The sequence below is a fragment of the Acinetobacter sp. UBA1496 genome (genome assembly GCF_002324975.1).
GTDB classification, from domain to species: Bacteria; Pseudomonadota; Gammaproteobacteria; order Pseudomonadales; family Moraxellaceae; genus Acinetobacter; species Acinetobacter variabilis.
Window position 1 is genome coordinate 35540 of the sequence record NZ_DCRI01000055.1, and the last position, 18224, is coordinate 53763.

17 protein-coding genes and 1 tRNA gene are annotated in these 18224 nt (G+C 40.1%); 8 read left to right on the forward strand and 10 right to left on the reverse strand.

Going from position 1 to position 18224, the window contains the following annotated elements; translation table 11 throughout:
• Positions 1-9 precede the first annotated feature (9 nt).
• The 3 genes from estB to rubA form a co-directional block, all read right to left on the reverse strand.
• Positions 10-948, reverse strand: coding sequence for an esterase EstB (gene estB, locus B3143_RS06380; RefSeq protein WP_005234589.1), 939 nt, complete (start codon positions 946-948; stop codon positions 10-12).
• A gap of 57 nt (positions 949-1005) precedes the next feature.
• Positions 1006-2184, reverse strand: a complete 1179-nt coding sequence (gene rubB, locus B3143_RS06385) for a rubredoxin reductase RubB (RefSeq protein WP_286739896.1) — start codon at positions 2182-2184, stop codon at positions 1006-1008.
• A gap of 88 nt (positions 2185-2272) precedes the next feature.
• Positions 2273-2437, reverse strand: a complete 165-nt coding sequence (gene rubA / locus B3143_RS06390) for a rubredoxin RubA (protein WP_004783011.1) — start codon at positions 2435-2437, stop codon at positions 2273-2275.
• Positions 2438-2915: 478 nt separating this feature from the next.
• Between rubA and B3143_RS06395 the strand changes: the two genes are divergently transcribed.
• Positions 2916-3458, forward strand: a complete 543-nt coding sequence (locus B3143_RS06395; protein ID WP_286739899.1) for an adenine phosphoribosyltransferase — start codon at positions 2916-2918, stop codon at positions 3456-3458.
• A gap of 40 nt (positions 3459-3498) precedes the next feature.
• Here B3143_RS06395 and B3143_RS06400 read toward each other — a convergent pair whose 3' ends face one another.
• Positions 3499-3993, reverse strand: coding sequence for a YqiA/YcfP family alpha/beta fold hydrolase (locus B3143_RS06400; RefSeq protein ID WP_286739902.1), 495 nt, complete (start codon positions 3991-3993; stop codon positions 3499-3501).
• 387 nt (positions 3994-4380) lie between these two features.
• Between B3143_RS06400 and lysS the strand changes: the two genes are divergently transcribed.
• Together lysS and B3143_RS06410 are read left to right on the forward strand one after the other, a co-directional pair.
• Positions 4381-5907, forward strand: coding sequence for a lysine--tRNA ligase (gene lysS, locus B3143_RS06405; RefSeq protein ID WP_286739904.1), 1527 nt, complete (start codon positions 4381-4383; stop codon positions 5905-5907).
• A 272-nt stretch (positions 5908-6179) separates the two neighbouring features.
• On the forward strand, positions 6180-7631 hold the full coding sequence (locus tag B3143_RS06410; protein ID WP_286739906.1) for a capsule assembly Wzi family protein: 1452 nt from the start codon (positions 6180-6182) through the stop codon (positions 7629-7631).
• Between the two features lie 351 nt (positions 7632-7982).
• On the opposite strand, the gene trpS is transcribed toward B3143_RS06410, so the two are convergent.
• Complete coding sequence (trpS, locus tag B3143_RS06415) at positions 7983-8996, reverse strand: tryptophan--tRNA ligase (RefSeq protein ID WP_104426456.1); 1014 nt, start codon at positions 8994-8996, stop codon at positions 7983-7985.
• A 189-nt stretch (positions 8997-9185) separates the two neighbouring features.
• Between trpS and B3143_RS06420 the strand changes: the two genes are divergently transcribed.
• Positions 9186-10112, forward strand: a complete 927-nt coding sequence (locus B3143_RS06420) for a DUF808 domain-containing protein (protein ID WP_286739907.1) — start codon at positions 9186-9188, stop codon at positions 10110-10112.
• A gap of 48 nt (positions 10113-10160) precedes the next feature.
• Positions 10161-11063 (forward strand): KPN_02809 family neutral zinc metallopeptidase, encoded by a 903-nt coding sequence (locus B3143_RS06425; RefSeq protein WP_286739909.1) that lies wholly within the window; start codon positions 10161-10163, stop codon positions 11061-11063.
• Between the two features lie 49 nt (positions 11064-11112).
• Here the strand turns inward: B3143_RS06425 and B3143_RS06430 are convergent, their stop codons facing one another.
• Positions 11113-11667 carry a hypothetical protein gene (locus B3143_RS06430; RefSeq protein WP_286739911.1) on the reverse strand — a complete coding sequence of 185 codons (555 nt, stop codon included), beginning with the start codon at positions 11665-11667 and terminating at the stop codon, positions 11113-11115.
• 225 nt (positions 11668-11892) lie between these two features.
• Between B3143_RS06430 and B3143_RS06435 the strand changes: the two genes are divergently transcribed.
• A complete protein-coding gene (locus B3143_RS06435) occupies positions 11893-13392 on the forward strand; it encodes a cation:proton antiporter (protein ID WP_208462439.1) in 1500 nt (499 codons plus the stop codon).
• A gap of 65 nt (positions 13393-13457) precedes the next feature.
• Positions 13458-13754 (forward strand): MGMT family protein, encoded by a 297-nt coding sequence (locus B3143_RS06440; RefSeq protein WP_208462455.1) that lies wholly within the window; start codon positions 13458-13460, stop codon positions 13752-13754.
• A gap of 38 nt (positions 13755-13792) precedes the next feature.
• On the opposite strand, the gene B3143_RS06445 is transcribed toward B3143_RS06440, so the two are convergent.
• Positions 13793-14233 carry a universal stress protein gene (locus tag B3143_RS06445; RefSeq protein ID WP_005234607.1) on the reverse strand — a complete coding sequence of 147 codons (441 nt, stop codon included), beginning with the start codon at positions 14231-14233 and terminating at the stop codon, positions 13793-13795.
• Between the two features lie 564 nt (positions 14234-14797).
• Positions 14798-15064, reverse strand: coding sequence for a hypothetical protein (locus B3143_RS06450; RefSeq protein WP_228301720.1), 267 nt, complete (start codon positions 15062-15064; stop codon positions 14798-14800).
• 325 nt (positions 15065-15389) lie between these two features.
• On the opposite strand from B3143_RS06450, the gene B3143_RS06455 reads away from it, so the two are divergent.
• Positions 15390-15466 (forward strand) — tRNA-Met (locus tag B3143_RS06455).
• A gap of 204 nt (positions 15467-15670) precedes the next feature.
• Here the strand turns inward: B3143_RS06455 and B3143_RS06460 are convergent.
• On the reverse strand, positions 15671-17296 hold the full coding sequence (locus B3143_RS06460; protein WP_034170522.1) for an NAD+ synthase: 1626 nt from the start codon (positions 17294-17296) through the stop codon (positions 15671-15673).
• A gap of 373 nt (positions 17297-17669) precedes the next feature.
• Positions 17670-18173 (reverse strand): hypothetical protein, encoded by a 504-nt coding sequence (locus tag B3143_RS06465; RefSeq protein ID WP_034170521.1) that lies wholly within the window; start codon positions 18171-18173, stop codon positions 17670-17672.
• Between the last annotated feature and the right edge of the window lie 51 nt (positions 18174-18224).

The window sequence follows — 18224 nt, forward strand, 5'->3', positions numbered from 1 at the left end:
TCCTAATGTTTATGATTTAAAATGATCAGCAAATAATTCGCTAAGATATGGAATAAAATGCGGAGGGATATCATGCCCCATTCCATCAATTAATTCAAATTTAGCCCCTGAAATTGCTTTTGCAACAGCCTTACCATGACTAGGAGGCAGCAATCTGTCACGAGCACCATGAACTACCAGGGTCTCTTGTTGGATTTGCTTGTCCAGTTGCAGCAATGAACCTGTACATAATATTGCTAAAAACTGTTGAAGTACACCCGCTGGATGGTAACTTCGCTTATATAGCTTACGGGCGGTCTGAATCGCTTCAAGATGATTCACATAACCCGGCGAGCCAATAATGTTAAACAGTTTCAAGCTATGATCAACAATGCCATCTTCATCTGTGGAAGCGGGTTTGTCAATTAAACTAAAGAGTTGCTTTGGAAAAGGCGGGGGTAACAGTGGCTGGTTATTACTGGTAAACAGTAAGCCCATTTTTTTAACTTTATCAGGATAACGTGCGGCCAGAATCTGGGCAATCATGCCGCCCATAGAGGCACCGAGCACATAGACCTGACCCAGTCCCATTTTTTCAATCAGAAGATGTACATCATCTGCCATATCATACAGTGTATAAGGCGCGCCCTGATTGCCTAAACCCAGTACAAAACGGCTCATCATTTTTAAGGTGTTTAAGCGAGGTCCTTTATGGTGAATCTTGGAAGATAAACCAATATCCCGGTTGTCAAAACGCACCAGATGATAGCCCTGATCAATGAGAGATTTACAGAAGAAGTCCGGCCAGTACAGCATCTGTGCCCCAAGCCCCATAATTAGCAGAATAGTCGGGTGTTCAGGATTTCCTCCGACTTCTACGTGCAATTCGATGCCACTGCCAAGATCGACCTTGGTTTCACGCATGAAAGCGGTATACGGAGAATGATTGAACTGCAGGGCACTATGCATGATATATTTCCTGATTAAAGGACATTTCGCTTAAAAAATGTCCTTTGTATTAAACATCTAAACTGTAGCTGGAATCAAGTCAGGAACCTGCTTGGTCAATGCCAGGCGTTGTTTGGCAGCAGTGGCACCAAGCAGGACAAAACCACGTAAAGCACCGCTGGCATCAAAGGCTTTGGCCAGCATACCGTCATCAAACTCTTCATTTTCCCAAGTTACTTCGACATCAACCGGAGCAGGAAGGACAGTCAATGGCGCAGCTGGTGTTTTGACCGCAACTGGCATCGCTGGATAATGAACTGCAGTATGTTCGCCATTCAATGTTTTAGACAGAGCACGGGCCTGCTGCATGATTGGCATGACATATGGTAAAAGCATTCCGTTTACTTCCGCACAGTCGCCTACTGCATAAATGTCCGGTTGATTGGTTTCTAGTTTTGTATTGGTCAGAATCCCGCGACTGGTGTGAATATCGGCTTCTTTTGCGACAGAAATATTCGGCTGTAAGCCCACAGCAGACAGCACCACATCAGCAACTACCGACTGGCCATTGGCAAGTGTGACCAGATAATCACCATTTTCAACTTTAGAGACTTTTTCGACTGTTGTCCCCAGTACAAAATGAATGCCCGTCTCTTCAAGATTTTGCTGGAAAGCATCTGCGACATGAGCTGGTAATAAGCGACCTAAAGGCTGGGGTGCCAGATCAATCACGGTGACCTGATGATTAGTATGTTGCAAGTCATTGGCAAATTCACAGCCGATCAGGCCTGCGCCTAGAATCACCACACGTTTATCTTCACGGGCTGCCAGATTATGACGGAAAGCTTTATAGTCAGTCAGGTTATTCACCATATGAATATCGTCGCTCGCATCACCAGCAATGGCCAGGCGTACTGGATTGGCACCCACAGCCAGCACCAATTTAGAATAATCCTGTGTGCTTTCCTGACCGTCTTTTTCTAAAGTGAGCTGATGTTGTTCAGGATGAATCACTTTGACCCAAGTGTTTTTTTCGATGCGCATTTTCAGCTGCGCTGACATTTTTTCTGCATCACCCAAAGGGATATGTTCTGGTGGTTTGTTTCCTGCTAAAGCATTAGAAAGCGTAGGTTTTGCATAATTAGTCGCATCATCAGCACAAATCATGACAAGTTCATGGTCTGGGTTGAGTTTGCGAAACTCACGAGCAACAGCATAACCCGCCATGCCCGAACCAATGATGACGATAGGATGCATACGATTCTCCATGCTTTTTTAAATTAGTTTTTTTTAGGTATAAAGGACATAAAAAAGACCATTCAATATGGTCTTTAAAAGAACATGATTAGATTTCAATCATTTCAAAATCGACTTTAGAAACACCACAATCTGGACAAGTCCAGTCATCAGGAATATCTTCCCATTTGGTTCCAGGAACGATTCCGTCCTGAGGCCAACCTTCTGCCTCGTCATAAATCCATCCACAAACGATGCATTGATATTTTTTCATATAACTCTCCAAAACTGACCAACTGTAGCTGTCAGCTTAAAATCCACAAATGGCAAGACCCTAAAGAATATGACTTTTAATAGTAAACATATTTGGCTAAATTTTTACGCAGTTCTATTCATAAAGTAAAGCGAATAAAAGTTTAATCAGTGAAATTAACAGCAGAAAGGTCAGTCCCTAGGTATTTCATTACTAGAAATATATTTAAGGTTAGGCAAAGAGTTGTATTTTTAGTTTTATAAAACACGCTTCTGGCTTAGATTTTAAGTTGTAGACCAAAGTCGGGCAGAAAATATGATTAAAATCAGATAACTTAGACTTAGCAAAGTCTTTATTAAATATTTTTTAAAATAAATTTATAAATTTAAATCAATAACTTATTATTATTTTGTGCTTTAATATTGCACAATCGTTGTTGTTACACATTGTTAATTTAGTTTAAAATTCACCTATTCCTTTCCTTGTTTAAAGATCTCCCATGAGCAATTTGTCTACTACTCTGTGGTCTCACATTCGTACTGTCCAGAATTTTCCAAAACCAGGCATTTGTTTCTTCGATTTGACTCCATTATTCATGAATAATCTGGGGCCATTAACTGATGCTTTGATTGCCAGCATTCCTGAAGAAAAGCTAGCTGAAGTAGACAGCTTTGTGGCAGTGGAAGCACGTGGTTTTGTGCTGGCAAGCCTGTTGGCGCAGCTTACGGGCAAAGGCTTATTGCTGGTTCGTAAAGCAGGTAAATTGCCGCCTCCAGTGGTAGGTGTAGGTTATAGCCTTGAATATGGTCTGGACCGTCTGGAAATGTCTGCAGAAGTTCAGGGACAAAAAGTGATTATTGTGGATGATGTTCTGGCAACTGGAGGTACATTGAAAGCAGTACATGAGTTGGCTGAAAAATGTCAGCATCAGGTTCTAGGTGCGAGCATCTTCCTTGATCTGCCAGATTTACACGGTGAATTAGGCCTGGACATCTGGTCAGTACTTGACGATAAATCTCAGCCTGACGCTGCAGTTGCTTAAGTCTAGATGATCAAAAAAAGCCCCAACTATTGGGGCTTTTTTATTGCCGGATAAAATGATATTCAATTTCCTGAATCAGGTCGTTAATCTGTTCGGGATATTCCAGACGATGATGACCACCTTCAATGGCATGAATTTGCATATAGTCTTCAAGCTGTGCCTGTGTTGCATGCATATCCAGAATTTCATCACCTAATTCCAGATAGGCCATTTGCGGAATATCATGCTGCAAATCACTGTCACAAATCGCAGGATAATCATCGCGGAAATTCGGTAGCAAGCTAGGATTCGCGATCACACAAGGGATCTGATGAGCTTGTGACATTTTTAGCGCCCAATAACCGCCCAGACTGTGTCCGACCAGAATATCCGGTTTAATGGTTTCAACCATTTCGTGGTAGAAATCGGCTACCGACTGGTAGCTCAGATTGCGATAATCCACATCTATACAATATTTATGCATTGAATCAATTGCATGAAATTTCGTGGACTGTTTTGACGAATCCAAGCCATGAAAAAACAATATTTTAGACATATTTTTACTCATTTTTATCGGACATGGCAAAGTCGTGGTCAGGGTGTTAAAACACCACCTTCTAATATGGTCATTATTGTAAAACGTCTATTTTGAGGAAGCAGTTAGCTATTGGTCTAAGCTGATACTGGATATAAAGGCATAATTTGTGCAGAAGGTTGGGATCTTGGACTTTCATCTAATAAAAGTTTGGCAATATTTTTAAAAAACCAATCATAAAATTCGAAACTGAAAATAATGCAAATCATTTGCCTTTAAGAATTTCATATATCCAGAAATTTTTCTCAAGAAAAGCCGCGTGTGGGAAGTCTTTACGCTACGATTTGATGCAGATTTCTGCTATTCTATGCAACTTCTATTTTTTAACTAATCTTATCCGAGGCAGAGATGACGCAAAATAACGCTCAATCGACTTCTGAACAAATCATTTCCGAAAACGATTTAATTGCACAGCGTCATGCCAAGTTAAAGCAGATTCAAGACCACGCAAAAGAAACTGGTGTTAGCCCATGGCCAAACACATTTAAACGTGAACATTATGCGCAAGACTTACAAGACCAGTTTGCTGATAAATCTAAAGAAGAAATTGAAGCTGGCGAACACGTTCATGTAAAAGTAGCAGGTCGTGTGATGTTGAACCGCGGTTCATTCATCGTGATTCAGGATATGACCGGTCGTATTCAGCTTTATGTTCCACGCAAAGAGCTTGAGCCAGAAGTACTTGCAACGATCAAAGGCCTGGATCTTGGCGATATCATTGCAGTTGAAGGTTATATCGGTCGTTCTGGTAAAGGTGACCTGTATGTTCATATCGAACATTTTGAATTACTGACAAAATCATTACGTCCACTTCCAGACAAGTTCCACGGTTTGACTGATACTGAAGTGAAGTATCGTAAACGTTATCTTGATCTGATCGTGAATGAAGAAACCCGTAAAACTTTTGAAGTTCGTGCCAAAGTTGTTGCCGGTATTCGTAGTTTTCTGAATGACAAACGTTTTATGGAAGTTGAAACCCCGATGATGCACGTGATTCCAGGTGGAGCATCTGCGCGTCCATTTGAAACGCATCATAATGCGCTGGATATGCCATTGTTCCTGCGTATTGCACCTGAGCTTTATTTGAAACGTCTGGTTGTGGGTGGTTTCGAGCGCGTATTCGAAATTAACCGTAACTTCCGTAACGAAGGTGTTTCTACTCGTCATAACCCTGAATTCACTATGATTGAATTCTATCAGGCTTATGCAGATTACAAAGACCTGATGGAATTGACTGAACAAATGCTGGAAAAACTGGCAATTGATATTCTAGGTACCACTGATGTGCCTTATGGTGATGAAGTCTTTAGCTTCAAAGGGCCATTCAAGAAAATTTCAATGTTTGATGCCATTCTTGAGCACAATCCACAGTTCACTCCAGAAAATGTCAATGACCGTGAGTTTCTGGCAAAATTTATTCAGGACGAACTGAAAGAACAGGTAAAACCAGGTTTTGGTCTGGGTAAACTGCAAACAACCGTATTTGAAGAAACGGTAGAAACTCAACTACGTCAGCCTACATTCGTGACTGAATATCCAGCAGAAACTTCACCATTAGCACGCCGTAATGATCAAAACCCGCATATTACCGATCGTTTTGAATTCTTTATCGGTGGTCGTGAACTGGCAAATGGTTTCTCGGAATTAAATGACCCAATTGATCAGGCTGAACGCTTCCAGGCGCAGGTCGCTGAGAAAGATGCGGGTGATGATGAAGCAATGCACTATGATGCTGACTTCATTGAAGCCTTGGAATATGGTCTGCCTCCTACAGCAGGTGAAGGAATCGGTATTGACCGTCTGGTGATGATCTTTGCGAATGCTCCAAGTATCCGTGATGTAATCTTATTCCCGCATATGCGTCATAAACACTAATGACTTCTTCGAAAAAAGGCAGTTTTTAGAACTGCCTTTTTTTATGTGTTCAGTATTTATTTTAAATAAAATTATAACCCAGCATTATTTCATTCTATTTTTTACATTTGTGATTTCATTTTTGTATTTTTATCTCATTTCTTGAAGCGATTTATTATTTTAAAAGTTAATTAAATCTAGGGTTTCATATTATACTGATACAGTTTCGCCATTGAATACTGTTTTTGAAATATCTATGGTTAGGCAAAAATAAACTTGAGAATATTGATCCCATGTTTCTAAAAAAACCATTATTAAGTGCACTTCTTACGACACTTTCGCTTCCTGTTTTTGCTCAAGGGTTGGTTCTGAATGATGCAAATCTTCGTACTGACTTGAACTGGTTAAACCAGCAAGGGGTGATCCAGATCAGTACCTCGACCTGGCCGCTCAGTGGTGATGAAATTCAACGTGCTCTATCCAATGCACAAGTGAGTAACAAAGTACAACAACGTGTTATTGATTCAGTTCTGGCAAAATTAACAGCAGACAATCAGCAGCTCAAAGTAGGCTTATTTGCAGAAAGTGATCCAAAAGATATTCCTCAAGCCTTTGGCGATCAGCAAAAGGCACAATTTCAGGCAGCTTTAGAGTTTAATGCAGGTGGCGAAAACTGGGATGCCAAGCTCCGAGTTAATGCCGAAAAAGATCGACAAATTGAGAATGATCAGGATGTGAATCTGGAAGGATCTTATCTTGCAGGGAAACTCTGGAATCAATGGCTGATTGCTGGCCAAATTCCGACCTATTGGGGTCCGGGACATGATGGCAGCTTGATTCGTGGCGATGCTAGCCGCCCAGTATATGGATTTATGGCACAACGTGCAGAACAAACCGCTTTTGAAACTAAATGGCTGTCCTGGATTGGGCCGTGGCAATATCAGGCTTTTGCGGGCCAATTGGATGATTATACTGCTGTTCCAGATGCCAAACTTATTGGGCTTCGTGTAACTGCCCAACCTTTATCTTACTTGGAGCTAGGTGCTTCTCGTGCGATTCAGTGGGGTGGGGAAGGACGTCCTGAAAGCTTAAGTTCATTATGGGATGCTTTTGTCGGGAATAAAGATAATGGTGGTACGGATGAACCTGACCCATCGAACCAGATCGCTGGTTTTGATGCACGTCTGAATCTGTTTCCTTTGACACAGGTGCCTATGGGCTTCTATGGGCAATATGTTGGTGAAGATGAAGCAGGTGGTCTCCCTGCGAAGAAAATGTATCTGGCTGGGATAGACTATTCTGCAACTGTAAGAAATATGCCATATCAACTTTATACAGAATGGGCAGATACACGGACTAACGGCAAGGTGCGCGGTATTTCTTATAACCATACCAATTATACTGATGGCTTTTATCAGCATGGTTATCCGCTGGCACATGCTTTAGGTGGTGATGCGCAGATGGTTTCAGTAGGTGGTGATATCCGTGTTGATCCGATGAACCGCTTATCAGGCCGGGTATTGTTTGCTGAAGTCAATCAGTCTGACCGTAGACCTGAAAATAATGCTGCTTTTGCTTTTGATGATGAAATTAAAGCATTAGATGTCACCTGGTCGCATTATATTCGTCCAGAAATGCCACTTAAAATTAATGCCTGGATAAGTGACTCAGATGTAAATGGTCAAGATGGCGGTGCTTCTATTGGAATTGAAATTCCATTAGAAAAAGGCTTGTTCAAATATTAATATTCAAGAGCCAACAACAAAATCCTGCTCATCTGGCAGGATTTTTTTATATTTTCAAAAATTACAGACAAAAAAAACGCAATGATTGGGGTTGTCATTGCGTAGAAAAAGGAAGTTTCTTTCAAAACTAAATCAAGATTAACTGTGGAGAGAGTTAAATTTGATTGCTTACTGTATGTAAGTATATTAGGACTCATTCTCATGTGACTCATCAGTATTCATGTTAATAGATGTTAAGTAAGGTTAAAACTATGAAGAATCTGTGTGGAAACTTGCCTTATTTTTGCGCATTTTGGACTTAAATAAAAAAAGCCCTTCATATGAAGGGCTTTTTTTTAAATATTGTCTATTTTAGAAATGGAAAACACCTAAGCCTGTTTTTACTTCATCTAAAGTGGTCTGTGTAATATCACGGCATTTATCTGTGCCCGTTTTCAAAATATCCATGATGTAATCCGGGTCTTTAGCCAGTTCCATACGACGTTCACGAATCGGACCGATCAGCTCTTTTAGAATACCTTCCAGACGTTTTTTTACTGTACCATCACCTAAACCACCACGGCGATAATGTGCTTTCAATTCTTCCAGTTCTTCTTTATTGGTGTCGAAAGCATCCAGGTAAGTAAATACCACATTGCCTTCAACCTGGCCTGGATCTTCAATACGCAGGTGATTCGGATCGGTATACATCGCATTGACAGCTTTTTTGATATCTTTATCAGAAGCATCTAGAACAATGGTATTACCTAATGATTTAGACATTTTCGCTTTGCCGTCAAAACCTGGTAAGCGTCCCACATTAGAAAGCAGCGCCTTACATTCAGGCAGTAATTCACGGCCAATCTGACGGTTAAGGCGACGTACAATCTCATTGGTCTGTTCGATCATTGGAATCTGGTCTTCGCCCACCGGAACTACAGTGGCTTTAAAGGCTGTGATATCTGCTGCTTGAGCCACTGGATAGCATAAGAAACCTGCCGGAATATCACGCTCGAAACCACGCATCTGAATTTCAGATTTAATGGTCGGGTTGCGCTCTAGACGTGAAACTGTCACAAAGTTCAGATAGAGCATAGTCAATTCGTTTAAGGCTGGCAGGCAAGACTGAACACAGATTGTAGTTTTGGTTGGATCAATGCCGACAGCCAGATAATCTGTCGCCACTTCAATAATATTGCGACGTACTTTTTCAAAGTTATCTGCATTATCTGTCAGGGCTTGAGCATCAGCGAGTAACAAATGTTGATGGTGAGAATCTTGTAAACCTACGCGAGAGCGTAATGAACCGACAAAATGGCCAAGGTGAAGCTGTCCGGTAGGACGGTCGCCAGTCAAAATTACTGGACGATTATCTTGATTACTCATTATCTATTCCAAAAGTAGTCTGTACTACATCTATATTTTAACGAATGGCCACATTGTACGGCATTCTGTTTTTGAATGTCAGCCAGAAAAAAAGTCGTAGTAAAAAAATCTTATTAATTAAACAAGTGAATACAATATTTTTTAAATATTTTCATTAAAATATGTCTAAAGATGATAAGGATAACAAGAATGGCGAGCAGCTTATTAATATTATTGGATGATATTGCGACTGTTTTAGACGATGTTGCAGTGATGAGCAAGATGGCTGCAAAAAAGACAGCAGGTGTCTTAGGAGATGACTTGGCATTAAATGCCCAGCAAGTCAGTGGTGTACGGGCAGAACGTGAACTTCCTGTAGTGTGGGGAGTAGCGAAAGGTTCTTTTATTAATAAACTGATTCTTGTTCCTTTGGCTTTACTTATTAGTGTGGTTGCGCCCTGGTTAATTAATCCTTTACTGATGATTGGCGGTTTGTTTCTCTGTTATGAAGGCGTAGAAAAAGTTCTGCATAGCTTAAAGCATAAAAAAGCCAAGACTGAAGAAGATGCTGAGGCTGAATTCACTACGATCGAAACCGATTTGGCCACACTTGAAAAAGAGAAAATTAAGGGTGCGATCCGAACTGACTTTATTTTGTCTGCGGAAATTGTAGTGATTTCTTTGGGCACCGTGGCAGCCGCAGCTTTTACCACCAAGGTCATCGTACTGGCAGGGATCGCCATATTAATGACAGTCGGGGTGTACGGCTTCGTTGCCATGATTGTTAAAATTGATGATTTAGGTTTGTACCTGACTAAACAAGTATCTAGCTTCAAGCAAAGTATAGGCCGTGGATTACTGGCTTTTGCCCCTAAATTGATGAAAACCCTGACGATTGTAGGTACGATTGCGATGTTCTTGGTCGGTGGCGGGATTATTGCACATACCATTCCATGGTTTCATCATTTCACTGAAGACTCAGTTGAGTATGTAGAGCATATTCCTAGCCTAGGAAGTATCGTAGGGGCTGTTACGCCTACATTAATTAATTTGGTGATTGGTTTTGTGGCAGGGTTAATCGTATTTATCTTGATTGGCTTTATTCAAAAAATCAGATCGAAACCAAAGCAGGTATAAATTAGGCCCGTTAAAATAAGCTGACTTTAAACTATAAGGAATCTCACTATGCGCTGGAAAGGACGTCGTGTTAGTAGCAATGTAGAAGACCGTCGTGGCGGTGGTGCCAAAGCCGGTGGAATCAGTATTTTCGGGTTGATTATTGCTTTCGTGGCCTGGAAGTTTTTTGGCGTTGATCCACAGCAAGCCTATCAAACCACCAAGCAGGTCACGCAAGGTGTTTCTAGTGCAGAAACACGGGGTCTGGAAAATCCAACGCCAGAGCAGCAAGAAGCGATCGATTTTGTAGGAACTGTGCTTGCCGATACAGAAGATACCTGGTCTCAAATATTTCAGCAGCAGCTGAACCAGCAATATACTGCACCCAAACTGGTTTTATTTAGTGGTGTGGTAAATTCTGGTTGTGGTACAGCGCAATCGGCCATGGGACCTTTCTATTGTCCGGCAGACCAGAAAGTTTATATTGATACAGCATTCTTTAAAGATATGCGTACTCAAATGGGAATCAGCGGGGAACAGAACTCAACCGAGTTATCTCGCAATGATCAGGCAGGTGATTTTGCTCAAGCCTATGTGGTAGCGCATGAGGTAGGTCATCATATCCAGACCATTTTAGGTATTTCTTCACAGGTACAGCAGGCACGTCAACAAGCTACTCAAGCACAGGGCAATCAGCTTTCTGTACGACAAGAACTACAGGCCGATTGTCTGGCTGGGGTATGGGCTTATCATAACCATGAGCGTACGCAGTTCCTGGAGCAGGGTGATGTGCAGGAAGCAATGGATGCGGCACACAAGATCGGTGATGACTATCTGCAGAAAAAGGCACAAGGCCATGTCGTACCGGACAGCTTTACGCATGGTACCAGTGCACAGCGGGTAAAATGGTTTAATACCGGCCTGAAATCAGGTCAGATGTCTGCTTGCGATACTTTTAATCAAAATATCTAAAATTAAAGATCAAAAAAGGGGAGCAAATGCTCCCCTAATGATTGAATAGTTATTTTTCCAGAAAACGACGGAAGTTTTTCAAAATCTTGATACTGACAAATAAGGCAGCCAAGGCAAATAGCGAAATCGCAAAGAGAATATATTTTAAATTGCTGATGTCATTATTATAAAATTGCTTCAATTCATTTTTGGAATAGCTAAGTTTAGTGATCTGACCAGTTCGACTATCTTGGAACTGAATATTTTCAATATAAAAATAATTTCTCACTTTTACTAAATTAATATTCTGAATCTGCCGGGTATGTGACTGGTTATAGTCATCAGTACATAGGGCTGCATAATGCTCACAGCTGATTTTTGCTACATAACCATTTCCCGCAATCAGGATAAACATCGCATTGTCTGGACGTTGTTTATTAGACACCAGTACATATTGCGCTTTGGTATTGCTTTTTAAAGGAATGCTCACAGCTTGCTGATAATATTGATCTGCTTTCAGGATTTCCTGAACTTTGGCAACACAGGTGAACATCAAGGAAAGTGTGACCAGAAAAATGACAGCAGCGAGACATAGACGGAATATGGTTTTGACAGTTTGATGCATAGGAGAAAATTTCTAAATAGAAAGAAGAGAGATGAGAGATGAGCAATAAAGTACTTTAAGACTGTATGTTAAATCATCAGTTGTGAATATTGAAAAGAAACTTAACTTAATTCGAAAAAAAATGGGACTAAACTTGATCCGCTAAAATATACTGTTTTTTTAAACTTATATTTCAAGTAAATCTTTCAGCTCACGGCTGCAAATTGCCAAATCTTAGGAAACCTAATGGGAAGTTTCTTTTTTTTACAACTGTTGACGGTGGTCTTTGCTCTGTCAATTGCCACTACCATGTTCAACAAACGTGTTCTAAGTTTTCCTCAAGCGATTGGTGTGCCGATTGTTTCCGCTATTTTTGTATTTATCCTGCAATGGTGTGCCAGCCTGTTACAGGGTAATCCATTTTTTAGCATCAATATTGATAATATTGAGAAAGCAGTTCGCCATGTCGATTTTTATGACTTCCTGATTAATGGTGTGATTTGTTTTATTCTGACTTCATCCGCATTGAAGTTTAAGGTTTCAGATTTACGCAATCACTGGCGGCCGATTGGTATTCTGGCCAGTCTGGCATTGGTTTTCTGTGCAGTTTTCTTTGGTATTGCGCTGTACGGTTATCAGTTTCTGATTGGTAACCATGTCGATATATTGGTTCTACTATTGCTAGGTGCTGCGCTCGGAGCAACGGATCCAATTGGGATTAAAGGTGTCCTCAGTTCGGTACGCGCACCCCATCATTTGATCGTGAAGCTGGAAGGTGAGTCGCTGTTTAATGATGCCATGTGTATTGCATTATTTATGACCTTATTAAATGTACTGCAAGGTGAAAACTTTACCTTACTCGCCGTCCTGCAAACATTGCTTTATGAAATTGTCGTGGCAGTCTTGATCGGAATTGGGTTTGGTTTGGCGATTTTACGTATTCTGCGCGGTAAGCATGAAATGGAATCACTGATATTAACTACTGCACTGTTGGCTTGTGGTTCATATCTGGTTGCTTTACTGGCGCATGCTTCTGCACCAATTGCCTGTGTAATAGGCGGCTTGATTGTCGGTAATAAATGGAAAGAAATTCTGGCTGATGCAGATATCGGTGATGTAAACCATTTCTGGCATACGGTAGAGGGGATTATCAATTCCTTCCTGTTCACCTTGATCGGCCTGGAATTGTTCATTATTGATCTAAGCACCAGTCTGGTTCTAGGCGGAATTGTTGCTTTCATAATTCTGCATTTGGCGCGATTCCTGGCCAACCATCTGTCTTTTGCATTATTCCCTAGAATGAGCAAGAAGAGTTATAACGGCAGTTTAACCATTCTGTCTTGGGGCGGTGTACGTGGCGGGATTTCCTTAGCCCTGATTCTGGCAGTGGCCAATATTCCACAACTGGAAGCATATAGCAGTATTCTGATTGGATATACCTTTATTGTGGTGCTTCTTTCAGGGGTGGTTTGTGGCCTAGGTTTGCCAGCCGTAATGAATGCCTTTTATTACAACCCGAATGAAGAAACCCAAGGTTTTAAAGGCTGGTATCAGCGGATGTGCCACAAAATGAACCGTCGCGGTTTTCAGTATATTGTAGGGGAGGATGCAAATGGAAATGAAACCATCACCATCTTCCAGCCAGAAATGCTGATTGATAAGAAAGATGCAGATGGAGTAGCAACAGTGCATCATCCTGACAAAGTACAGGAAGTGAAGCGTTTAGAGAATCCGGAGAATTTCTAATTATTAGAATTTTCTATCAAGATTGAAAGCCTATGACATCAAGTGCAAGCCAGGAAATGGCACAAATGATTCTGAGTGTGGTTAGCCAAATTCCTTATGCGAAAGTAGCGACTTATGGGCAGATCGCTAAGCTGGCTGGCTTGCCTAAACATGCACGTCTGGTAGGTAGGGTTTTAAGTCAGCTTGATACAGAAACCGATTTGCCTTGGCATCGTGTCCTGAATGCTCAAGGTAAGATCAGTCTCAATAAACTGGATGAATATGGACATAATATTCAACAGCAAAAATTAGGCGCAGAAGGGATTTTATGTGCTGGAAATTGGGGCAGCTTAAAGCAGTTTCAATGGGATGGATTTGTTTGAAAGAGAAATCCCCACTTGATTGAAGTGGGGATTTTTTATTACTTACGGATGACCATTACAGGAACATTGGCCTGTCCCAAGATGCTTTGCGCAACACTTCCCAGGAACAGTTTCTTAAATCCAGTACGGCCATGTGAACCAATTACAATCAGATCAGTATTCAAGGATTCAGCTGCCTTGACAATTTCGCTATAAATCACCTGACCTTCAAGTAACTGAGTCTCTGCCTCAATACCTGCCGCAGCAAATTTTGCTTTTGCTTCGTCAAGTGTTTTTAAAATCGCGGTACGGGCACGTTCAACCAGATCATTGGTTTGAGCTGCTGTAATGTATTCAGCAGCGATATAGGGATCAAGTGCCAGCACCTGAACCACTGTCACTTTACTATTAAATGCTTTGGCAATTTCGACGGCTTTATCGACTGCAGCGTAGGAAGTTTCTGAACCGTCAACGGGTACTAAAATATGTTCAAATGACATTAGAATTCTCCTTATCGGAAATAAGTTTTATAAAAATATGACGCGTTAAAATCGTGTACGAATTGTTGTTTATACTTTGATCATAGCGCGTATTTTATAAAAATAAAACCAAGTAAATACCTCAGTATTATGTTTAACAAAGCAATAATTTTTAATGGTTGGTATATTTTATAAGTTTTTGATTTATAATTATATTTTAAGATTAAAATAATATGATTTTAGAATATTAATGAACTAGGTTAAGAAAGCCATCTAATTTTAATAATGTATTATTACCTGTAATTTTAGATTCAAAAAATCCCTGTTATATAAAACTGTAGGGACAGGTTTAAAATTGAGATTTTAATAATAAAAAATCTATCAAACTGCATAAAGATAGCCTGCTATTTCTAATAGTAAGCTTCTATCAGCATAATTTTAGTGTTCTAAAATTTCCCTTTCCGAGGGTGGGGTAATACCGTTATTTTCTTGTTTAGATTGATCATGATCTGAAATGGATTTCTCACATTCATTATAGTGATCAATTGCAAAATTTTTAATTAAGGTTGAGCGTTCAAACTGATCTTATAGTATTTCATATTTAAACGCTTTTTCAGTAAGTTTTATACCAATCAGAGCATGGAGATCATTCTCTGTACCGTAGTGCTGCTTTATTTGCTGAATCATCCATTTCTGAGGTGCACCTTTGAGTCTAAAGAGCATGACTTCTTGAGCCAGATCCTTTACATCTTCACATCCTAAAAATCTGCTGCTTGGATAAATAACAGTTGCAGTGGCTAAACTTGTAAAACTCAATAGGAGCAGGCTTAGGTATATTTTGAATTTCGTCATCTTCAGTTTTGCTTTAATCCAGAGATACTATTGGCCATATTTGGAAAAGCATTATAGCGATAGGAAAAGGTAGTAGATTCACTTTTTATTTTGTTTCTTCAGCAAGTTATTCTTAAAATTAAATATTATTTGATACGACTTCGATTCAGATTTGGCTTTAAAAAAAGATACTAATTTTCATAGTATTTGCTAATAGGTTTCGAATTAAAGCATGATTTGTACAAAGTTTAAGGGTTTATGATTAATTTGCATAAAGACTGAACATTTGTGGTTTAAAATGCTTGACGATACAACCTGAAATTACGATAATGCGCACACAGTTTACGGCTATGTAGCTCAGTTGGTTAGAGCACCGCACTCATAATGCGGGGGTCACAGGTTCAAGTCCCGTCATAGCCACCATTTTTAAAGACCAAGCTCTCAGCTTGGTCTCTTTTTTTGTACCATAAAAATATTAATAAAAAATTAAGAGAAAGTTCTTCTAAATTTCTTTCTGTTTAAATTTTTGAATCTTCTTTTAATTTCTTAACCCTATTTATTGCTTAAAGATAAAAAAATGCCCAAGCATTTACTTGGGCATTATGGCTAATCTAGTTTTGTTAAAACTTAGATACCTGCTTTCCAACCATTAACGACTGGATAGCGACGTTCACGACCATAAGACCGCGAGCTGATACGTGGACCAATTGCCCCTTGACGACGTTTGTATTCGTTAATATCAACTAGACGAATCACTTTTTTCACGACTTCAGCTTCAAAGCCTTTGGCAATGATGTCATCTTGGCTCAGATCTTCTTCAATATAAGCATAAAGAATCGCATCAAGCACTTCATAAGCCGGTAATGAATCCTGGTCGACCTGATCTGGACGAAGTTCTGCTGATGGTGGACGAGTAATGACACGCTCAGGAATTACTGGAGTTTCTGCGATGCTGTTACGGTATTTTGCCAGTTCAAACACAATGGTTTTATAAACATCTTTTAATACCGCGAAGCCGCCGACCATATCGCCATATAGTGTGCAGTAACCAACGGCAAGTTCGGATTTATTACCGGTTGCCAGAACCAGATTGCCGAACTTGTTAGAAAGCGCCATTAATAAAGTACCGCGTGCGCGCGCTTGCAGGTTTTCCTCAGTAGCATCTACAGGGGCATTGCCAAAGAATGGATACAGGGTTTGCAAGAAGCCACTTACAATCGGGTTAATCTCAGCAATACCGAAAGTTACACCCATCGTTTTCGCCTGTTCAGTGGCATCTTCTACACTGATCTGAGCAGTATAGGTATAAGGCATCATCACTGCTTGGACTTTGTCAGGGCCAATCGCATCTGCTGCGATGGCAAGAGTCAGGGCAGAGTCAATACCACCAGACAGACCCAGAATCACGCCTGGGAAACCTGAACGCTGTACATAGTCACGAGTTGCCGTCACCAGACTTTGATAAATCTCAGCCATGGTTTCTAGGGCTGGAGTAATCGTGCCTTTGCTGAACTCTAATTTTTCTGCATCATATTCAGCGATATACAAGCCTTTTTCAAAGCTAGGCGCTTGTAGAGCCACTTCGCCTGATTTATTAAGTACAAAGCTGGTGCCGTCAAAAATGAGGTCATCTTGGCCACCTACCTGGTTACAGTACACCAAATTGATATTCAACTGTTTGACCAGTGCAGCCATGGTATCGATACGGTGTTGCGGTTTGCCTACTTCGTATGGAGAAGCATTTAGAACCAGCGCAGTATCAATATTTAATTGAGCCAGCTGTTGAACGGTAGATAATGACCAGACATCTTCACAGATCAGAACACCAAACTTGTGTCCCAGATATTCGAAGACCAGATGCTGATGTCCTTCACCAAAATAGCGTTTCTCATCAAATACACCATAGTTTGGCAGAGTTTGCTTATTATAAACCCCTAAAACTTCACCATCTTTCATGACGGCTGCTGAGTTATAGCGTTCACCATCTTCAGCCTGATTGACAAACCCGAAGACCATGACGATATCTTTTACTTCAGTCAGTTTCTCAAACGCCAGTTTTGTACGTTTAGCCAGACTTGGACGAATTAATAAATCTTCAGCCGGATAACCTAAAGTTGAAAGTTCAGGGAAAATAATAAGATCAGCATTATCTTTTTTGGCCTGATTTGCCAAATCTATCATTGTCTGCGTATTTGCATCTAAATTGCCCACATGTGGAGAGAATTGAGCAATCGCAATTTTAAAACTTTTCATTCCAATTAAGTCCTATTCCTATAGGTGAATACACTAAATCACTGATTTTTAAAATTCTAATTATCCAGCTGAGTGCAGTTTGATACGAACAAAATGCCAAATGGCCAAAATTAAAAAAGTCATGACCGCATGATCATTAAATCTTGATTTGCGAGCTACAAATATCATACTTGGCTTATTTTATCGAAATTTGAGGCAGATGCTAGAGCTGTTTCAGGAGAATTGAAACAGATATACAAAGTTATGATCAGAAATGATTTATTATGGTGCTTTTTTATTCTGGTAAATGCAAAAAAATACTCAATTGGATTTAAATGAGTTTATTTTCCAAAAATAGAAATCAACAGAATACTTGAGTGAAAAATATTCAATATCATCTGCTTAACTGATTTTTTAAAATAATATTAGGGATTTTTTTTAGAAAAATATCGCGTGCAATATCTCCCTGTTGTTCAATGTTATAGTCTAAAAAGGATTTGTTGGGATTAAATTGATATTTGTAAGGATTATATTTTCCCATACTTAAAAAATAAGCGGCTTGCAAAAAAGCACCCTTAAACAACACATTAATATTCTGCTGATATTGATAAATATGCGCCATTTCATGAATGAAAAGCGCCTGATAAGAACGGCTTTCTTTAGAATAATCGTCCCGATAATTCAGGTTACGCACATGAATATAACCACTTGGTGCCATAATCACATGCTTGGATTGCCAAGGCAGGAAAGGGTGATTCATGACACGGACTGCTGAATAGTCAATCAGGTCAGCAAAGACTTGCTGGCAAAGCTTGATTTCTCCTGAAGTCAGACTCCGGCTTTTAAACTGATCAAAACGAATCATTCTCAGGATGAAGGGAAGCAGGTAAAACAGCATTAAAACTCAATCCTTAACGATATAAGAGTAATTTCTAGAAATTTGCAGAAA

Coding starts and splice junctions, on each gene's coding strand:
- B3143_RS06460 (WP_034170522.1), bottom strand. CDS start 17,296: ATGAAAAGTTTTAAAATTGCGATTGCTCAATTCTCTCCACATGTGGGC.
- B3143_RS06400 (WP_286739902.1), bottom strand. CDS start 3,993: ATGTCTAAAATATTGTTTTTTCATGGCTTGGATTCGTCAAAACAGTCC.
- B3143_RS06465 (WP_034170521.1), bottom strand. CDS start 18,173: ATGCTGTTTTACCTGCTTCCCTTCATCCTGAGAATGATTCGTTTTGAT.
- B3143_RS06430 (WP_286739911.1), bottom strand. CDS start 11,667: ATGCATCAAACTGTCAAAACCATATTCCGTCTATGTCTCGCTGCTGTC.
- rubA (WP_004783011.1), bottom strand. CDS start 2,437: ATGAAAAAATATCAATGCATCGTTTGTGGATGGATTTATGACGAGGCA.
- B3143_RS06410 (WP_286739906.1), top strand. CDS start 6,180: ATGTTTCTAAAAAAACCATTATTAAGTGCACTTCTTACGACACTTTCG.
- B3143_RS06420 (WP_286739907.1), top strand. CDS start 9,186: ATGGCGAGCAGCTTATTAATATTATTGGATGATATTGCGACTGTTTTA.
- B3143_RS06450 (WP_228301720.1), bottom strand. CDS start 15,064: ATGACGAAATTCAAAATATACCTAAGCCTGCTCCTATTGAGTTTTACA.
- B3143_RS06435 (WP_208462439.1), top strand. CDS start 11,893: ATGGGAAGTTTCTTTTTTTTACAACTGTTGACGGTGGTCTTTGCTCTG.
- B3143_RS06425 (WP_286739909.1), top strand. CDS start 10,161: ATGCGCTGGAAAGGACGTCGTGTTAGTAGCAATGTAGAAGACCGTCGT.
- B3143_RS06395 (WP_286739899.1), top strand. CDS start 2,916: ATGAGCAATTTGTCTACTACTCTGTGGTCTCACATTCGTACTGTCCAG.
- trpS (WP_104426456.1), bottom strand. CDS start 8,996: ATGAGTAATCAAGATAATCGTCCAGTAATTTTGACTGGCGACCGTCCT.
- lysS (WP_286739904.1), top strand. CDS start 4,381: ATGACGCAAAATAACGCTCAATCGACTTCTGAACAAATCATTTCCGAA.
- estB (WP_005234589.1), bottom strand. CDS start 948: ATGCATAGTGCCCTGCAGTTCAATCATTCTCCGTATACCGCTTTCATG.
- rubB (WP_286739896.1), bottom strand. CDS start 2,184: ATGCATCCTATCGTCATCATTGGTTCGGGCATGGCGGGTTATGCTGTT.
- B3143_RS06445 (WP_005234607.1), bottom strand. CDS start 14,233: ATGTCATTTGAACATATTTTAGTACCCGTTGACGGTTCAGAAACTTCC.
- B3143_RS06440 (WP_208462455.1), top strand. CDS start 13,458: ATGATTCTGAGTGTGGTTAGCCAAATTCCTTATGCGAAAGTAGCGACT.